This window comes from Acinetobacter sp. Z1 (assembly GCF_024296945.1).
GTDB lineage: Bacteria > Pseudomonadota > Gammaproteobacteria > Pseudomonadales > Moraxellaceae > Acinetobacter > Acinetobacter beijerinckii.
The window spans coordinates 1,879,266-1,898,475 of the sequence record NZ_CP101115.1; the positions used below are offsets into that span (position 1 = coordinate 1,879,266).

A 19,210-nucleotide genomic window follows, 5' to 3' on the forward strand; every position below is an offset into this window, starting at 1 on the left:
GATCTTCCTTACTTATTCATTAGGTATTACAAAATATTAAACATTAGTATAAAGAGCTTTAAGGCTCACGTACATTAATTCGTAACGTGAGTACCCTCTTTTTCGCCCATTACGACAGAAAGTAATGCACCAGATTTGTTCATATCAAAAACTTGTAAAGGCACATTATGATCACGGCATAAACAAATTGCTGTAAGATCCATAACGCCAAGTTTCTCATCCAATACTTGATCGAAAGTTAAATTATCGTATTTAACTGCATCGTCATATTTACTTGGATCTTTATTGTATACGCCATCTACTTTCGTTGCTTTTAAGATTAAGTTTGCTTCAATCTCAATACCACGTAAGCAAGCAGCTGTATCTGTTGTAAAGAAAGGATTACCCGTTCCAGCGACAAATACACACACTTCACCTTGGCTTAGATGGCGAATTGCATCACGACTCGAATAAGACTCTACAACTGTTCCAATTTGAAGCGCAGACATTAGTCGTGTTTTAATATTACGGCGAACTAAAGCATCACGCATAGCCAAACCGTTCATAACTGTTGCCAGCATTCCCATTTGATCGCCAGTCACTCGACCAACCAAACCATCTTTTTGCAATTGGCTACCACGGTATAAATTACCACCACCAACAACAATTCCGACTTGCACGCCCAAACCAACCAAATGAGCAATTGACAGCGACATTTGATCTAACACTTGGGCATCAATACCCATATCTTTATTGCCTGCTAAAGCTTCACCAGAAAGCTTGAGCAAAATACGTGAATAACGCGGATTCTTAGAAGCTGACATGCTTTACTCCAAAACGACCAATCTCAAAATTTTTTAATATTTCATACAATATCAAGCAGATTTAATTTGAATTAACTTTGCAAACAAATCATATTCATCTGCATCAGTAATTTCGACTTCAAGTAAATCACCTGCTTTAATCACACTTTTATCAATATCTTCAACGAAAACGTTACCATCAATTTCTGGTGCATCTGCATATGAACGTGCTACAGCAACTGGGAATTCTTCTTCCAAGTTATCAACCAATACTGTCATCGTTTGACCGATACGCTTTTGTAATTTTGCAGCTGAAATCGCTTGCTGCACTTCCATAAAGCGCTCATAGCGATCTTGCTTAATTTCTTCTGGCACATGATCAGGGAGATCATTTGCTGTCGCACCTTCAACAGGTGAATAAGTAAAGCAACCTACGCGATCAAGCTGAGCTTCTTTGAGCCAATCTAATAAAATTTGGAAATCCTCTTCCGTTTCACCCGGAAAACCAACAACGAATGTTGAGCGAATCACCAAATCAGGGCATTTTTCACGCCATAATTTAAGGCGTTCTAATGTATTTTCACTATGAGCTGGTCGTTTCATCAATTTTAAGATGCGTGGACTGGCGTGCTGAAAAGGAATATCTAAATACGGTAGAATTTTACCTTGAGCCATCAAATCAATTGCTGCATCAACGTGCGGATATGGGTATACATAATGCAAACGCACCCAAATACCTAATTGCCCTAGAGCTTCACACATATCATAGAATTTTGTTTTAACAGGCTGACCATTCCAAAAATCTAGCTTGTACTTCGTATCCACGCCATAAGCAGAAGTATCTTGAGAAATCACTAAAATTTCTTTTACACCAGCGCGTTTTAACGCTGCTGCTTCATCCAAGACTTTTCCGACAGGACGAGAAACAAGATCACCACGCATGCTAGGAATAATACAGAACGTACAACGGTGGTTGCATCCTTCCGATATCTTTAAATAAGCGTAATGCTTTGGTGTTAAACGAACACCTTGCTCAGGTACTAAGTCAATAAATGGGTTATGCTTTGGCGGAGCTGGTACATATTCATGCACTGCTTCCATTACATCTTGATACGCTGCCGCACCTGTTACTTTTAGAACATTAGGATGCATTTGACGAATTTTATCTTCATCTTTACCTAAACAGCCAGTGACGATCACTCGACCATTTTCGCTCATGGCTTCGCCAATAGCATCTAAAGACTCTTGTACCGCAGATTCAATAAAACCACAGGTATTAACAACAACCAGATCAGCACCATCATAATCTGATGCAACTTGATAACCTTCAGTCTTTAACTGAGTTAAAATTCTTTCAGAATCTACCAATGCCTTAGGACAACCTAAAGATACAAAACCGACTTTGGGGGTCTTCATGAATCTGCGCTCCACTTTAATCGGCGTATTGTATGACTTTTCTTTGCTTCCGCATAGCTGCAATGACATCTCTTTGTGTAATGCACCAAAATACAACCAAAAATTTAAATAAATTCCAACAACGCACTATTTTAGAACATAATAAAATATTCAAAACACTCAATCTATGTGAAAAATACAGCATAAATAGAATACTTCTTTTATAAGTTGTTGAAATTTAGCCAATACAAAGTTGGCTCATATTTTGCATTTAGTAAAATCTTAGAAGTTAATGGCTATTTATTTAAATTGATTTTTATTGCGCCATTTTAAAACAGGACGATTCACAAATGGATCAACAACACACTATCGACTATCGACTTTTAGTAGATAATCTGACAACTGCCATTTTATTGGTCGATAGTAAACTTAATATTTTTTATTTAAATTCAGCTTGCGAAGCTTTATTTGATATTAGCTTACTACGCGCATCAGGTCAGCCAGTCATAAACTTACTACATGCTCATGATGATTCATTTAATACTTATGATGCATTACAAAATACTCTTGAGACTGGTCAGCACTACACTCGTCGTGAAGCGGTGATTAACGTCAACTTTAAACCTATTCATGTTGATTATACCGTTTCACAACTGAATGCCGGAAAGAGCTATCACCCATTACTCTTGATAGAACTCAATCCAATTGATCGAATGTTGAAAATTTCTAAAGAAGAGAATTTAGTTCAACAACATCAAGTCGCACGTCAATTAGTTCGTGGCGTTGCACATGAAATTAAAAATCCATTAGCGGGAATTCGTGGCGCTACTCAACTATTAGCGAGAAGCCTAAATGACGAAAGTTATAGTGAATTTACTGACATTATTATTAGTGAAGTAGATCGTTTAACTAATTTAGCAGATACGATGTTGGGTTCCAGACAACTACCGAGTTATGAACTAGTCAACGTGCACGAGCCACTTGAACGTGTTCGCTCATTAATTGTCAATCAAACCAAAAAGAAAATTAAAATCACACGTGATTATGATTTATCTCTACCAGACGTGATGGCTGATCGTGATCAACTCATTCAAGTGATGCTCAATATTAGTGTCAACGCTGTACAAGCGATGACTGAAAATAAAGAATTTTTTGTAGACTCCGAGCCAGAATTAGTTTTAAGAACACGCATCCAACGCTTAGTCACAATTAATGGTGTTCTCAATCGCTCAACAGTCCGAATTGATATTGAGGATAATGGTCCGGGCGTTCCAGAAAGCATCTTAGAGTCAGTATTCTATCCTTTGGTTACAGGCAGAGCGAAAGGAACAGGCCTCGGATTAAGCATCGCACAAAACATAATGCATCAACATAACGGAATGATCGAGTGTCAATCCGTTCCAGGAAAAACCATTTTTAGTTTATATCTACCTTGGGAGTTAAACCATGTCACGAAATAAAATTTGGGTAATAGATGACGATCGTGCCATGCGTTGGGTACTCGAAAAAACCTTTAAAGAAGAAGGTTTTGACGTTACCAACTTTGAAGAGGCACAAACTGCCCTTGAACGCTTACACGATGATGCTCCTGACGTTATTTTAACTGACATACGTATGCCAGGGATTGATGGTTTAACTTTTTTATCAAAAGTAAAAAATACTCATCCAGATCTTCCTGTCATTATTATGACTGCTCACTCTGACTTAGAATCCGCAGTATCGAGTTATCAAACAGGTGCATTTGAGTATTTACCAAAGCCTTTTGATATTGATGAAGCATTAGCACTTGTCAATCGTGCCATTTTGCATCTTAATAAATTACAACAGCAAGAAGCTACCAAAGCAGCAGTCCCACTACAGTCAACTGAAATTATTGGTGAATCACCTGCTATGCAGGAAGTATTCCGTGCAATAGGTCGATTATCCCAATCACACATTACAGTACTGATTAATGGTGAATCAGGAACGGGTAAAGAACTGGTTGCACATGCTTTACACAAACATTCACCGCGTCGTGCCAAACCTTTTATTGCATTAAACATGGCAGCAATTCCAAAAGACTTAATTGAAACTGAGTTGTTTGGACATGAAAAAGGAGCATTTACGGGTGCGAACACCCAACATCAAGGTCGTTTTGAACAAGCCAATGGCGGTACGTTATTCCTAGATGAAATTGGTGATATGCCTTTTGAAACGCAAACTCGTTTACTTCGCGTCTTAGCAGATGGCGAATTTTATCGTGTTGGCGGACATGTGCCTGTGAAGGTTGATGTACGTATTGTTGCTGCTACCCATCAAGATTTGGAAAAGTTGGTGAATGATGGACGTTTCCGCGAAGACTTATATCATCGCTTAAATGTCATTCGTATTCATATTCCAAAACTTGCACATCGTAGTGAAGATATTCCGATGCTGGCGCAACACTTCTTAGCTCGTGCAGGTAAAGAGTTAGGTGTTAGTCCTAAAATTTTGCGTACAGAAACGACTGACTACATGCAACAACTTCCTTGGCCAGGTAATGTTCGCCAACTAGAGAATACATGTAGATGGCTTACCGTGATGATCACTGGACGTGAAGTCTATCCAGAAGATCTTCCTGCCGAGTTAAAACAGGTCTCAATTCATAAATCAAGCAATGAGCAAGCAACTCAAGCTACATCAAACCCAGCTTTAGTAGAACGCGTTGCAGTCCATCATTGGGATGAGTTGCTAGGTCAATGGGCTGTTCAAAAATTAAAAAATGGTGAAATGAAAATCTTAGATATCGCCACGCCAATGTTTGAACGCACACTCATTATTGCCGCCTTACAACAAACACGTGGGCGTAAACGTCATGCAGCAGAACTTTTAGGCTGGGGTCGAAATACTTTAACCCGTAAACTAAAAGAGCTTGGTATGGACTCAGCAGATGATGACGAGGAAGAAGAGGTTCGTTCAGCTCAGTAATTAGCTAAATAAAAAAGCGAGTAATTGATTACTCGCTTTTTTATATCTTCTATTTAATTATACAAATTCTTAATTCAATAAACTTATAAGTTTTAACCAAACAACTTTTTCAGCTTCGCACTTAAACCATGTACAAAACGATGTTTAGCGTTGGCTTTATCACTAGTTAAGAAGTTAATTTGAATCGATTGACGTTGCCCCTCATACGGCACATAACCATGCCAACCATTATCAGTGACTTTAAAAGCAACTAATGTACCCGGACCTGCATTGATTTCCTCAACATAATCTTCCATGTTCTTTTCATCATTTAAAATACGCAGACGACCTGTCGGAGCATCCCAAGATTCATTTAAATAGATTAGAACTGTAAGAAGTTTAGTTTTTGAGTCTGAGTGAATACGACCATCTTTTTGACGCGAATAACCACGCAAAGTGATCATCATGGGATGTTCCATAACATCCACATCAAATTTATCAGTCAAAATTTGACGGAATTCCTTGGTATCTAATGATTTTAGAAAACGATCAAAATTAGGCTTAATCTCAACATCTTCGATATTGTAACTTCCGCCCTGTTCAATTTTTGGAAAATCCTGAATAACAGCATTCACTTCACTATCAACAATTGAATCTTCCAAAACAAAATATGGATATGGTGAAGTAGAAACTTGTGCTTGTTTCAAAGCATCTAATTTTAAAATATGTGACATCGTTATGATTCGACTAAATGATCAAATTAGGTGGGATTATAGCAAAAATTTAATTTTTAGTTCATTAAGTGTTTATATACAGATTTTTAACTCAAAGGTTATTAAATTATCAAATATCAGTGAATTAAAATAGAAAAAGCCTCCGAAGAGACTTTTCCTATTTAGATGAGCTTAGTCACCTGTGTAACCTTTTAATTTTAAACGAGCAGCATGTAACAATGGCTCTGTATAACCAGATGGTTGCTCAGCACCTTTGAAGATCAAGTCAGAAGCTGCTTGGAAAGCAATACCATCAAAGTTCGGTGCCATTGGTGTATAAAGTGGATCATTCGCGTTTTGCTGATCAACAATCACAGCCATACGCTTCAATACTTCTTCAACTTGGTCTTTAGTAACAATACCATGACGTAACCAGTTTGCTACATGTTGAGAAGAGATACGTAATGTTGCACGATCTTCCATTAAACCAACGTTGTTAATATCTGGAACTTTAGAACAACCAACACCTAAATCAACCCAACGAACAACATAACCCAAGATACCTTGACAGTTATTTTCAAGTTCGTTGTTTAACTCTTCAGCAGTCCAGTTTGTTTCTGGAGCAAACGGAGGCGTTAATAAGTCATCTAAAGTCAACATATCTTCAGAAGCCAACTCGTCTTGACGTGCTTTAACATTGATCTGATGATAATGCAAAGCATGTAGAACAGCACCTGTTGGTGAAGGAACCCATGCACAAGATGCACCCGCATTTGGATGTGCTGTTTTGGTGCTCAACATATCTTTCATGCTATCTGGCTTAGGCCACATACCCTTACCAATTTGCGCTTTACCTTGTAAACCACACGCCAAACCAATTGCAACGTTACGGTTTTCGTATGCAGCAATCCATTTCTGAGTCTTAACTGCTTCTTTACGAACAACTGGCGCAGCTTCCATAGAGGTATGGATCTCGTCACCAGTACGATCCATGAAGCCTGTATTAATAAAGATAGTACGGTCTTTTGCAGCAGCAATACAGTTCTTCAAATTCACAGAAGTACGGCGCTCTTCATCCATAATACCGATTTTAAGCGTTTTAGCTGGTAAGCCAATCGCTTGTTCTGCACGCTCAAACAACTCAACAGCAAATGCAACTTCTTCTGGGCCATGCATTTTCGGTTTAACGATATACATTGAACCTTTACGAGAGTTGTGGTTTTCATTTTCACCACGAATATCTGCAATAGAAAGTAATGGAGTTACCAATGCATCCATAATACCTTCAAAAACTTCTTCACCTTCAACAAGGATCGCAGGATTTGTCATCAAATGACCTACGTTACGAAGAAGCATAAGTGAGCGGCCATGCAAAGTTGTAGTGCCACCAATCAAGTTTTGAACAGTACGGTCTTTGTTTAATGCACGAGTAACGGTTTTACCATTCTTCTCGATAGACTCTTGCAAGTCACCTTTCATTAAACCTAACCAGTTACGGTATCCTTCAACCTTTTCTTCTGCATCAACAGCAGCTACAGAATCTTCTAAATCCTGAATTGTTGTGATTGCAGCTTCAAGTGTTAAATCCTTAACGCCAGCCGCATCAGTCTTACCGATTGGGCTATTGGCATCGATATCAATAATAACGTGTAAGCCATTATTTAATAATACGATTTCGGTTGGATTTGCAGCCTCACCATTGAAACCAACAAATTGTGATTCATGCGCTAAAGATGTTGTAGAACCATCTTTTAACGTTACAACCAATCCATTAGATACAATAGCATATTTGGTTGCATCAGCATGAGAACCATTTGCTAATGGAAAAGTTTGATTTAAGAAATCTTTAGCGAATGCAATCACTTTATCGCCACGAACAGGGTTATAACCTTTACCCTTTTCCGCACCATTTTCTTCAGAGATTACGTCTGTACCATAGAGTGCATCATATAATGAACCCCAACGCGCATTTGCAGCGTTTAAGCAATAACGCGCATTACGTACAGGTACAACCAATTGTGGACCTGCCAATAAAGCAATTTCTTCATCAACGTTTTCAGTTGTTACGTCGAAATCAGCAACTTCTGGAACTAAATAACCAATTTCAGTTAAGAACGCTTTATAAGCATTTAATTCAAACTTATTATTGCGATGCCATTCATCAATCTTTGCTTGTAGATCATCACGCTTAGCCAATAATGCTTTGTTCTTTGGGCTTAGATCGACAACGACTTGCTCGAAGTTTTTCCAGTAAGTTTCACTATCTAAACCAGATCCTGGTAAAGCTTCATTTTCGATGAAATCATAAAGTTCTTTAGCAATCGCTAGCTTGCCTTTTTGAATACGTACAGTCATTGTCTTTCCTGATGGTGCTAACTTTTTATAACAAGAATCCTAGTATACTGATTTATACTAGCCTGAATAGTAATATCACATTCCTAAATAGTAAGCATTTTCCCAATAAGACGTATTGACAAACACATTAATTTGTAGAATCAAACAATGAGTCATTTACTTTCTAGTTATGCGATATACTTCTTTTTTCAAACCAACTTAGTTATAGCAAAATTCAATCAAGAATAAAGCCTTATTCATACGAAAATATAAAAAAAGGCATTCCGAAGAATGCCTTTTTTAATTATGTTGTTTGTGCACCATGAATTTGTCGATGCTCTGAATGCAAGTAATCATCGGATTGCATTTCCAACAAACGTGAACGTGTTCGTTCAATTTCAAAAGCCAGTTTGTCGCCTTTGTACAAATCAATAATTGAGTCTTCAGAAGTTAGAATCAACTTTACACCACGATCATAAAATTCATCGACTAGATAAATAAAGCGTCTAGTTCCTTCAGATAAAAAGTCTGTTAAATGAGGAACATTACTTACCAAAACCGTATTATAGATATTGGCAATCTCAATAAAATCGGCTGGGCTACGTGGTTTAAAACATAATTCTGAAAATTCACACCACAACACATCCTCAGTGTGACCTAAAGTCTCAACCACACGATTATTAATCATGATAGGTGTATTAGATAGAGCTTGTGTATGCGTTAATGCTTGAAAGCGCTCAGTCATCCATGCTTGCGCATCATTCGTTAATGGATGCTTGAATAGTTGTGCTTGCTTCAATACACGTAAACGATAATCAACACCTGCATCCACATTTAAAACAGTACAATTTTTTTGTACGAGTTGGATCGTTGGCATAAAACGATCACGGTGAATACCATTCTTATATAAACCTTCTGGCGCAATATTTGATGTTGCAATCAAGGTAACACCACGTTCAAACAATTTTTGGAATAAATCACTTAAAATCATTGCATCAGTTACATTCGATACAAAAAATTCATCAAAGCAAATCACTACCGCATTTTTATAAATTTGATCTGCAACAGAATCAAGTGGATTACGCTGCCCAGATAATTTATTTAATTCTTTATGCACATGTTGCATAAAATGATGAAAATGCATACGAGTTTTACGTCTAAATGGCACTGATTCATAGAATTGATCCATGAGCCATGTCTTACCACGCCCAACACCACCCCACATGTATACGCCTTTTGGATAGGTTTGACGACGAAAACGTCTAAATGCTTTCTTAGAGGCTTTATAACGAGTAAGTAACTCTTTCCATACTCGATCTAACTCTTGCACTGCCTGAGCTTGCGCCTCATCTGGCATGAATTGTCCTGACTCAATCGCTTGTGCATAACGCTCAGCAGGTGAAGTTGGAATATACGAAGTGCTATGAGAGTCTGGCTTAGTATTTGACATAAGGTGTTATTACAATTTTAATTGGTGAAAATTATATCGAACATTGAGTTCAAAGACATTAGATTTTAGGCTTAATTATCATAGAGTTTAAACATCATAATGTACCATTTTTAAGCATTTACATTTTTCTATTATATTGTCTTGGACTACGACCAAACCACCGTTTAAATGCATGATTAAATGCCGCAGGTTCAGAATAGCCCAACATTTCGGCAACTTGCTCTATTGAATATGAACTATTTTCAATAAACTTTATTGCTTTTTGCTTGATCAATCTTTCACGAATTTCTTTATAGCTGGTCTGCATTTGCTGCAATTGATGTCTTAAAGTCCGTTCAGGAATATTTAATGCACATGCTGTTTCAGACATCGTTGGAATGACACCTTTTTGCATTTCTAGATAATCTTCTACATATTCAACAACGGTAGATTTAAAATCAGCGCTCTTCTCAAAACGTTTGATATCCTCTAGGCATTTTTCTTCATAGATACGATAGGTCAATGCATCTGCGGATGGAATTTTCATATCAAGAATTTGAGTGTTTTCTAAAATAAATGCCGCTTGATGACATCCAAACTTTACATCTACCCCATAGTAATCTTGGTAGGCAAAAAGCAATTCTGAATCTTTGGGTTTTTTAAAAGGTAATTCAATTTGAATACTGGGAATATCTAAACCCATCATTTTAAAAATATCTTGTAAAAATTTATACGTGCCCGATATTTCACATTGTGCTCGAAACTGCCCTACGTGAGTATCTAAATCAATTGGTTGATATAATAAATGAATAAAATCTTGCTGAACATTTAGTTCTAATGATCCAAATAAATGTGTAAGCTTCTGAAATTGAACTCCATTTAATAAAGCAGTATTTAAATTTTTACTGGTAACTAATAACATTAAAAAAGGACCATATCCTGCTAGAGCATAATGTTGTCCTATAAATAATCCTTGTTCAGATGATATGTCTTGACTAATATGCTGAAGAATATCCCATTCTATTTGATCAGGAATGATTGAGCTTGGATCTAAAGCATCGGCATGAATTCCCATATTTATCAAACGCTCGTCCACATCAATACCGACATGACGCATGCCTTGAATCAAATACATCAATCCGAGGATAGATCTCTTCATAATTCCAATTATAATTCTCAAAACCTTAATGTTTTACTATAAAAGCCTCTGCAATTGAATTGCCGAAATGATCAAGTTTTGCGTCTATACAATCATATTTAATCTTCACAAAACCGTTAAACTTGCACAAAATTTAGATGTGTAGGACGTCGACTATGCGTGAAGTAAGCAAAAATGCTATTCAAACAACAAAAGTTGCAATTATTGGTGCAGGTTTTGGTGGTTTAGCAATGGCTATTCGCCTATTACAAAGTCAAATTAATGATTTTGTAATTTTAGAAAAAACCAACGATGTTGGTGGAACTTGGCGTGAAAACCAATATCCTGGTGCTGCTTGCGACGTTCAATCACATATGTATTCATTGTCATTCGCTCCTAAGACAGATTGGTCGAAGCGTTATGCAGAAGCAGATGAAATCTTTGATTATATTCAAGATATTACTGAACAATATAAATTAAAAGATTATTGTAAATTCAATCACGAAGTAACAAACGCTCAATTTGATGAAAATCGTAATGTTTGGACTTTAGATTTCAAAGACCAATCCACACTTGAGGCTCAATTTGTTATCTTTGCTTCAGGCCCTCTACACGTTCCGCAAATTCCGCATTTAAAAGGAATTGAAAAGTTCAAAGGTAAAGTTTTCCATTCTTCGCAATGGGATCATAATTACAGCTTAGATGGAAAATCAGTTGCTTCTATCGGTACCGGCGGAAGTGCAATTCAATATATTCCAGAAATTGCCCCTGAAGTTAAACAACTCTATGTATTCCAACGTACAGCAGCTTGGGTTATTCCACGCGACGAACGCAAATACTCTCAATTAAGTAAGTCTTTGTTTAAGTCTTCAAATATTTATCGTCAAATTCATCGTACCCGTTTGTACTGGACGAATGAATCACGCGTTGTACCGATTGTACAACCACAGATTATGAAATATGGACAAAAACTTGCTGAAGCATTTATTCGTTTCCAAGTAAAAGATAAAGAAATTGCAAAAAAACTTACACCTGATTTTGTGATGGGCTGTAAGCGTATTTTGATTTCGAATAAGTACTTCCCAACTTTCAATCGTAAAAATGTTGAACTTATTACCAATGGCGTTCAAGAAATCACAGAAAATGGCATCATTACTAAAGATGGTAAAGAACGTCAAATTGACTGTTTAATTTACGGTACAGGCTTCATTACTGATCCACGCATCTATTTAAAACACTTCAATTGCGTTGGTCGTAATGGGATTGAATTGAAACAAGCTTGGAAAGATGGTGCAGAAAGCTATTATGGTGTAAGCACTAAAAATTTCCCTAACTTATTCCAATTGTTAGGTCCAAATACAATTTTAGGTCACAACTCAGTGATCTTTATGATTGAATCTCAAGTGAATTATATTTTGCAATTGATTCAAACCGTGGATAAAACTGGTACTCAAGCTGTTGAAATCAAGCATGAGGTTCAAGATCAGTTCAATGAGCGTGTTCAGGAAAAACTTAAAGGCACAGTGTGGCAGGCCGGTGGTTGCAGTAGTTGGTATCAAGCAGCCGATGGTAAAAACTTCTCTTTGTGGCCTACCTATACTTGGAAATATTGGTTAGAAACACGCAAAGTAAATGTTGCTGATTATAATTTTATGAGTTCCACAGTAAATACAAAAAACAATGCAGCGTAATCAATAATTCTTCATAATAAGCAGGTTATTCGTAACCTGCTTTTTTTATGCAATCATTTATTCTTATTTTTCAAATTTTCATCGCTATTAGTTTAGGTTACTTCTTAGCTCCACACCTATCAAAAGGCATCAAACAATTTATATTTAAAATTTTACCTTTTTTTTCATATATTTTATTAGTGAGTGTGGCATTTGAACTGACTCAAGCTCTAAATCATATAAAAAATCCAATCGCAATTTTACCCCCTGCATTATTAATTGCTTTTACTACCTCTATTGGTTCTTTTTTTATCTGCTTAATTACATATAAACTGATTGATCGTCAAAGTGTACAGGGCAAAATTTCCTTGCATCTCTTTTTAAATGCGTTAAAAAATATTGGCAAAGCATTTTTAGCTTTAGCGGTCGGAATTTTTTTAGGTATCCTTGTTAATACCTCAGAACTTCAAATGACCTTTAATAGCTGGTACTTGTTACTGTTTTTTATCTTTTTAATTGGAGTTGAATTGGCTTTTACCCAATTTGATCGTAGCTGGTTAAGCTGGAAAGTTTTGATGGTGCCAGTAGCTGCATTTGTTGGGTCTTGTTTAGCATCAATCCTGAACTATTTGATCTTGTCGAATCAGTATAATTTAAATGAAATTTTTGCACTGGCTCAGGGATATGGATGGTATTCAATGTCAGGGATTTTATTCACTGAATTACATTCAGCTCAACTTGGCGGTATAGCACTGCTAACAGATTTATTTAGAGAAATTTTTGCAATTTTATTAATGTATTGCCTTGGTTGGCGCTTTCCGCGTTCTGCTATTTCCAGTGCGGGCGCAACTTCAATGGATGTTACACTGGCGATGGTAAAACAGTCATGTGGCACACATTATGTGCCACATGCCATGATGAGCGGATTAATATTGTCTTTACTTGCACCATTACTCATCAGTTTGTTTTTGAATATGAAATTTTAGACTGATATAAAATTTATTAGATGGAAGCTAAAATCGATTTCAACATTTCTGTTGGATTTGCAGCCTTAGTAATTGGACGACCAATCACTAAATGAGTAGAACCATCAAGCATTGCTTGTTTTGGTGTCACAATACGTTTTTGGTCATCCGCATTAGAACCTTCTGGACGAATACCTGGGGTGATCAATCCAAAATCTTTTCCTAACAAATCACGTAAGATTTTCGCTTCTTGTGCAGAACACACCACACCATCCAAACCACTTTCTTGAGTGAGTTTTGCCAAACGCTTTACATGCTCAACAGGTTCAATATCTAAACCAAGATCACGTAAGTCTTCACGCCCCATTGAAGTCAGCACGGTTACTGCAATCAACTGAGTTTGATAATTTCCAGCTTTAAGACGCTCTACACAAGTTTCCATCATTTTACGACCACCTGACGCATGAACGTTGACCATCCAAACACCAAGATCCGCTGCTGCACACACTGCTTGAGCAGTCGTATTGGGAATATCATGAAATTTTAAATCTAGGAAAACTTCAAAACCCTTATCTTGTAAATTCTTAACAATAGATGGACCTTCATGAGTAAAAAGCTCTTTACCCACCTTGACACGGCAAAGTGACGGATCTAGTTGATCAACAATTGTTAGGGCGTCATATTGGCTTTTTGCATCTAAGGCAACAATAATACTCACGAATCTAGTTCCATCACATAAAAATCGAGTAATTATAAAGTGATTCAGTAGATGAACAAAGTAAGAAAGACATCATATTGAAAAAAAGCTTTTCCAGTCGAAAAACACTCCTATCTTTGCTCTGAGATTAAAATCGCTCGCGTATCTGATTCCAAAGCTTCAAAGATATGTGCTTGATCGGCGGGATAACAAATATAATCACCCTCATTCATTAAAATTGGTTCCAAAATCAAACCTACCTTTGCCTTGCCTTTCATAATAATAATATGTTCAAGGCTGCCGATTGGATGCGGTTGACTATTACGAGGCTCACCAGGTTGAGTCACCAAGATATATACATCACGTCTAGCGCCTGTTGGACAATTCGCTAATAGAATCGCTTGATAATGTGCTATCTCGGATGATACCGAAGGCCCTTCACCAAAACGAATCACTTGAGTTTGCGTAATATTTGATTCCATCAATTTCGCAAAAGGAATATCTAAAGCCACGCATAAGGCCCATAAAGTTTCAAGACTCGGATTACCTTGCCCCGCTTCTAATTGTGAAAGTGTGGATTTCGCAATACCTGCTCTGCGTGCAACTTCAGCCAAGGATAACCCTGCTTTCTGTCTCTCTCTTTGTAAGCTCTTAGCAACAATTTCTATTGGTAACGCCATATCACACCATAAAGAACGAACGTTCGCTTTGACGAACAGTATAAATTTAATCTATTATATCGTACGTTCGTTTGATATATAAAATAAAGATGCAAGATAAAGAGCAATATCATCTCATTAAAGCCATTGTACTCATCTCTTTAGCAACTGGAATTGTAGGAATTTCACTGGGCTCAGTTGCAGCAAGCGTTGATATGCCATTGTGGATTCCAATCCTGCTTTCTTTATCTGTATTGGCTGGAGCCGCTGAATTTACGTTTATTGGCATGATAGCAACAGGTGCTAATCCTATTTTTGCAGCATTAACAGGCATATTGATCAACTTACGCCATCTTCCATTTGGTTTATCAGTCGCTAGCTTTATCGAAAAAAATGCTTATCGATTTATCGCATACCACATTATGAATGATGAAAGCGTCATGTTCGGTTTAAGCCAACAAAATGATCAAGCAAAGAAATCTGTTTATTGGATGTGCGGACTTGGTATTTGCATTCTATGGCCTATCGGTGTGTTGGCTGGTTACATTTTAAGTAAAAACATTCCAGACATTCATTTTTTTGGTATTGATGCAGCCTTTCCAGCTATTCTTTTCGCTTTGATATTGCCTATGCTTAAAAATAAAACCACACGGAAACGTGTATTTATCGGCACGACACTATCTATAGCATCTATTCCATTATTACCAACAGGCTTACCCGTTCTTATTTCAATGTTTGGTCTCTTATTTAAAGGTAAATCAAAATGAAATATAGTGAGAGTTACATCTTTGTTGGAATTGTCTTACTTGCTTTTGGCACTTATCTAATTCGTTATTCAGGGTTCTATTTAGCCAATCGTATGACATTCAAAGAGCATCGCAAACAACTACTGGCTGATTCTGCTTGTGTCCTTTTGTTCACATTAGCCATGTTCAACACACTTTTTTCTGAAACTCATTTTAGTGGTATAAGTAAAATTATCGGCGTTTCAGTTGCTATTATTTTTGCTTGGAAAAAATACTCACTTATCGTCGTTATTCTTGTAGCGATGCTCATTACTGCTAGCTTGCGATACCTAGGCATTCCTTAAGACAAAAAAATAGCCCTTTAAATAAAAGGACTATTCTATCGTGCTATTGATCTTAAAGAACTCAATAACACTCCAAATATTATAGATTACAGTGGAGTCCGTGTATGACTCTCAGGTTGAATATCCAACACTGTTTTTTCGTGTCTTACACTGGCAGCAGCTTCTGCGGCAGCTTGTTGTGCAAGTTGAATTTGCTCTTTTCGAAGGTGATCAATATCTTTACGAAGTCGTTTAATTTCCCAACTATTTTGGAAAACACGGAAAACTTGTACGCCAAGCAACAAACCTACCAAAATACCAAGAACCAAGGTCAATAAAAGCAACAGACCTAAACGCATAGCAGGAACTTGAGTAAATAATAAATCTACTGGAAGTTCTGTTGGATTTTGAAGAACCAAAGCAAGTGAATAACCAAAAATGGCAACGAGCAATGCAATTAGTATATAACGCATGAATACCTCGACTATTTCAATTTACTGAGCAGTTTCGTTTACCGCATCACGAAGTGCTTTACCAGGTTTAAAATGTGGTACCGCTTTCGCTGCGACATCAACAGATTTTCCTGTTTTAGGGTTACGACCTAAACGAGGTTCACGGTGATGCAAAGCGAAACTGCCAAAACCACGAATTTCAATACGATCACCACTTGAAAGTGCTTCGATCATTTGATCAATCATAATCTTAACTGCATCCTCAACTAAAGGCTCAGCTAAGTGTGGGTTTTTAAGTGCAATCCGTTCAATTAAATCAGATTTATTAAGTGCTTCAGTAGTCATTGATGACCTCATTTAATTATTGCTACTTTTCAATGTTTTTAATAATAACCTGTTTAAATACAAAACGGTAGCGTAGTACATCAATACTACGCTACCGTTTACAGTATTTTTGTATAAAAAAGCACGTATCTGTTACAAGAAACGTACCTTTTAACAAATTACTTCATTTGAGCTTTAATTAAGTCACCAATAGTCTTAGGACCATTGCTGTCTGCTGGTTGAGTTGCAGCAGCTTGACGAACAGTGTTCACAGCTTCTTTCTCTTCAGCTTCGTCTTTCGCTTTGATAGACAAGTTGATAGAGCGAGATTTACGATCAACATTGATGATCTTCGCTTCAACTTCTTGACCAACTTCTAAGAACTTAGTTGCATCTTCAACGCGATCACGGTTGATTTCAGAAGCTTTAAGAGTAGCTTCGATGTCATCAGCTAATTTAACTGTAGCACCTTTAGCATCAACAGCAGTTACAGTACCTTTAACTAAAGCACCACGCTCATTCGCAGCCAAGAAGTCATTGAATGGATCGCTGTTTAATTGCTTGATACCAAGGCTGATACGGTTACCTTCAGCATCTACAGATAAGATAACTGCTTCAACTGTATCGCCTTTCTTGTAACGACGAATAGCTTCTTCGCCTTGTTCGTTCCAAGAAATATCAGACAAGTGTACTAGACCATCGATTCCACCAGACAAACCGATGAAGATACCGAAATCAGTGATTGATTTGATCGTACCAGAAACTTTTTCGCCTTTTTCATTTGCTTTAGCAAACTCTTCCCATGGGTTAGCACGAGTTTGTTTGATACCCAATGAAATACGACGACGTTCTTCATCAACTTCAAGAACCATAACATCAACTTCATCACCAATCTGTACAACTTTAGATGGGTGGATGTTTTTGTTCGTGTGGTCCATTTCTGAAACGTGTACTAAGCCTTCAACGCCTTCAGCGATTTCAGCAAAGCAACCGTAATCAGTTAAGTTAGTTACACGTGCTTTAACGATTGAACCTTTAGGGTAACGGTTCATGATCGCTAACCATGGATCTTCGCCTAATTGCTTAAGACCTAAAGATACGCGGTTACGCTCGCGGTCAAACTTAAGTACTTTAACTGTAACTTCTTGACCAACTTCAACAACTTCTGAAGGATGCTTGATACGCTTCCAAGCCATATCTGTGATATGTAGAAGACCATCAATACCGCCAAGATCAACGAACGCGCCGTAATCAGTAAGGTTTTTGATAGTACCTGTAACTGTTTGACCTTCTTCAAGTTGAGCAAGTAACGCTTCACGGTCAGCTGAAGATTCAGCTTCCATAACTGCACGACGAGATACAACAACGTTGTTACGTTTAGCATCAAGTTTGATTACTTTGAACTCTAACTCTTTACCTTCAAGGTGAGTTGTATCACGGATAGGACGAGTGTCAACTAAAGAACCTGGTAAGAATGCACGTACAGGACCGATGTCTACAGTGAAACCGCCTTTAACCTTACCAGAGATAACACCAGTAACGATTTCGCCGTCTTCAAAGATTTTCTCAAGTTTAGTCCAAGTTTCAGCACGCTTCGCTTTTTCACGTGATAAAACTGTTTGACCCATACCGTTGTCAAGCGCTTCAACAACTACGTCAACAGTATCGCCAACTTGAACTTCAAGTTCACGTTGTTCATTTAAAAATTCAGCACGGTCAACTACGCCTTCAGATTTAAGGCCAGTGTCAACAGTAACCCAGTCAGAATCGATACTAACAACAGTACCTTGGATGACTGCACCCTTTTCAACGTTGAGGTTTAATTCACTTTCTTCAAAGAGGGCTGCAAAAGATTCGGTCATGATATACCTGATAAAGTCCGCGGTCTTGGATCAGACAAGGCCGGTTTAGTTAAGTTGTTACATTGTCCAAAAAATCTGATCAAGCAATGCTTCAACTGATAAAAAATTGTGTATCTATTTTATACGGCTATTGATATAGTCAACCATTAACTGAAACACTTCATTGATGCCTATTGTAGAACTATCAATGATATATGCATCTTCAGCAGGCTTGAGTGGAGCAACTTTACGCTCCATATCTCTCTTATCTCTAGCTTCTATGTTAGATAAAATGTCGCTTATTTTAGCATCAAGACCCATACCCTGCAACTGTTTTACACGACGCTCAGCACGAGACTCAGCAGAAGCAGTAAGATAAATTTTGGCTTGGGCTTCCGGAAAAATTGATGTCGCCATGTCACGACCATCTGCAACCAATCCAGGTGGTTGAATAAATGCGCGCTGACGCTCAAACAATGCTTTTCTTAATTCAGGGACAGTTGCAACTTTAGACGCATATTCACCCACTTGTTCTGTTCGAATGGTATTGGTGACATCTACATCTTCAAGAAATATCAATGTCGCACTTTCAGAAGTCTTAAATTCAATATCTAAATGGGTCGCGTAATCTACACACTGATCTAAATTTGCATCAATTTGATCAAGTAAGCCCTGCTGAAATAATGACAGTCCAAGTAAACGATATAACGCCCCAGAGTCTAATAAATTAAAATGATAATGTGCTGCAATTTTTGCAGCCAAGGTTCCTTTTCCAGAGCCGCTCGGACCATCTATCGTAATAATATGAACTGTCATT

The 19,210-nt window shown here is 37.4% G+C and carries 18 protein-coding genes; 6 read left to right on the forward strand and 12 right to left on the reverse strand.

What is annotated here, in order from left to right; translation table 11 throughout:
* Positions 1-74 precede the first annotated feature (74 nt).
* Both pyrH and rimO read right to left on the reverse strand, forming a co-directional pair.
* Complete coding sequence (gene pyrH, locus NGC85_RS08755) at positions 75-803, reverse strand: UMP kinase (protein ID WP_005053870.1); 729 nt, start codon at positions 801-803, stop codon at positions 75-77.
* A gap of 51 nt (positions 804-854) precedes the next feature.
* On the reverse strand, positions 855-2,198 hold the full coding sequence (gene rimO / locus NGC85_RS08760) for a 30S ribosomal protein S12 methylthiotransferase RimO (protein ID WP_254730310.1): 1,344 nt from the start codon (positions 2,196-2,198) through the stop codon (positions 855-857).
* A gap of 329 nt (positions 2,199-2,527) precedes the next feature.
* Here rimO and glnL point away from each other — a divergent pair, with 329 nt between their 5' ends.
* Positions 2,528-3,637, forward strand: a complete 1,110-nt coding sequence (glnL, locus tag NGC85_RS08765) for a nitrogen regulation protein NR(II) (protein ID WP_005058859.1) — start codon at positions 2,528-2,530, stop codon at positions 3,635-3,637.
* Positions 3,624-5,123 carry a nitrogen regulation protein NR(I) gene (gene glnG / locus NGC85_RS08770; RefSeq protein WP_254730313.1) on the forward strand — a complete coding sequence of 500 codons (1,500 nt, stop codon included), beginning with the start codon at positions 3,624-3,626 and terminating at the stop codon, positions 5,121-5,123. Before glnL ends, glnG begins: the two co-directional genes overlap by 14 nt.
* Positions 5,124-5,215: 92 nt before the next feature.
* On the opposite strand, the gene NGC85_RS08775 is transcribed toward glnG, so the two are convergent.
* The 4 genes from NGC85_RS08775 to NGC85_RS08790 form a co-directional block, all read right to left on the reverse strand.
* Positions 5,216-5,836, reverse strand: coding sequence for a 2OG-Fe(II) oxygenase (locus NGC85_RS08775; protein ID WP_254730316.1), 621 nt, complete (start codon positions 5,834-5,836; stop codon positions 5,216-5,218).
* 171 nt (positions 5,837-6,007) lie between these two features.
* A complete protein-coding gene (locus NGC85_RS08780) occupies positions 6,008-8,170 on the reverse strand; it encodes a malate synthase G (RefSeq protein ID WP_254730318.1) in 2,163 nt (720 codons plus the stop codon).
* A gap of 283 nt (positions 8,171-8,453) precedes the next feature.
* On the reverse strand, positions 8,454-9,599 hold the full coding sequence (zapE, locus tag NGC85_RS08785) for a cell division protein ZapE (RefSeq protein WP_005053854.1): 1,146 nt from the start codon (positions 9,597-9,599) through the stop codon (positions 8,454-8,456).
* 118 nt (positions 9,600-9,717) lie between these two features.
* A complete protein-coding gene (locus NGC85_RS08790) occupies positions 9,718-10,737 on the reverse strand; it encodes an AraC family transcriptional regulator (RefSeq protein WP_254730321.1) in 1,020 nt (339 codons plus the stop codon).
* A 155-nt stretch (positions 10,738-10,892) separates the two neighbouring features.
* Between NGC85_RS08790 and NGC85_RS08795 the strand changes: the two genes are divergently transcribed.
* Both NGC85_RS08795 and NGC85_RS08800 read left to right on the forward strand, forming a co-directional pair.
* Positions 10,893-12,407 (forward strand): NAD(P)/FAD-dependent oxidoreductase, encoded by a 1,515-nt coding sequence (locus NGC85_RS08795; protein WP_254730324.1) that lies wholly within the window; start codon positions 10,893-10,895, stop codon positions 12,405-12,407.
* 47 nt (positions 12,408-12,454) lie between these two features.
* Positions 12,455-13,372, forward strand: a complete 918-nt coding sequence (locus tag NGC85_RS08800; protein ID WP_254730327.1) for a lysine exporter LysO family protein — start codon at positions 12,455-12,457, stop codon at positions 13,370-13,372.
* Positions 13,373-13,388: 16 nt separating this feature from the next.
* Here the strand turns inward: NGC85_RS08800 and pyrF are convergent, their stop codons facing one another.
* Both pyrF and NGC85_RS08810 read right to left on the reverse strand, forming a co-directional pair.
* Positions 13,389-14,069, reverse strand: a complete 681-nt coding sequence (pyrF, locus tag NGC85_RS08805) for an orotidine-5'-phosphate decarboxylase (protein WP_254730330.1) — start codon at positions 14,067-14,069, stop codon at positions 13,389-13,391.
* A gap of 110 nt (positions 14,070-14,179) precedes the next feature.
* Complete coding sequence (locus NGC85_RS08810) at positions 14,180-14,728, reverse strand: helix-turn-helix domain-containing protein (RefSeq protein ID WP_254730333.1); 549 nt, start codon at positions 14,726-14,728, stop codon at positions 14,180-14,182.
* 89 nt (positions 14,729-14,817) lie between these two features.
* Here NGC85_RS08810 and NGC85_RS08815 point away from each other — a divergent pair, with 89 nt between their 5' ends.
* Positions 14,818-15,474: an AzlC family ABC transporter permease gene (locus NGC85_RS08815; protein WP_254730335.1), complete on the forward strand. Its 657-nt coding sequence runs from the start codon at positions 14,818-14,820 to the stop codon at positions 15,472-15,474.
* On the forward strand, positions 15,471-15,797 hold the full coding sequence (locus NGC85_RS08820) for an AzlD domain-containing protein (protein ID WP_254730337.1): 327 nt from the start codon (positions 15,471-15,473) through the stop codon (positions 15,795-15,797). The genes NGC85_RS08815 and NGC85_RS08820 overlap by 4 nt, the downstream gene beginning before the upstream one ends.
* 86 nt (positions 15,798-15,883) lie before the next feature.
* Here NGC85_RS08820 and NGC85_RS08825 read toward each other — a convergent pair whose 3' ends face one another.
* From NGC85_RS08825 to cmk, 4 genes are all read right to left on the reverse strand, one after another.
* On the reverse strand, positions 15,884-16,249 hold the full coding sequence (locus NGC85_RS08825; protein ID WP_005053836.1) for a lipopolysaccharide assembly protein LapA domain-containing protein: 366 nt from the start codon (positions 16,247-16,249) through the stop codon (positions 15,884-15,886).
* A gap of 21 nt (positions 16,250-16,270) precedes the next feature.
* Entirely contained in the window at positions 16,271-16,573 is a 303-nt protein-coding gene (locus NGC85_RS08830) for an integration host factor subunit beta (RefSeq protein ID WP_005058834.1), read from the reverse strand.
* 158 nt (positions 16,574-16,731) lie between these two features.
* A complete protein-coding gene (rpsA, locus tag NGC85_RS08835; protein ID WP_005053831.1) occupies positions 16,732-18,414 on the reverse strand; it encodes a 30S ribosomal protein S1 in 1,683 nt (560 codons plus the stop codon).
* A gap of 114 nt (positions 18,415-18,528) precedes the next feature.
* A complete protein-coding gene (cmk, locus tag NGC85_RS08840; protein WP_254730339.1) occupies positions 18,529-19,209 on the reverse strand; it encodes a (d)CMP kinase in 681 nt (226 codons plus the stop codon).
* Between the last annotated feature and the right edge of the window lies 1 nt (position 19,210).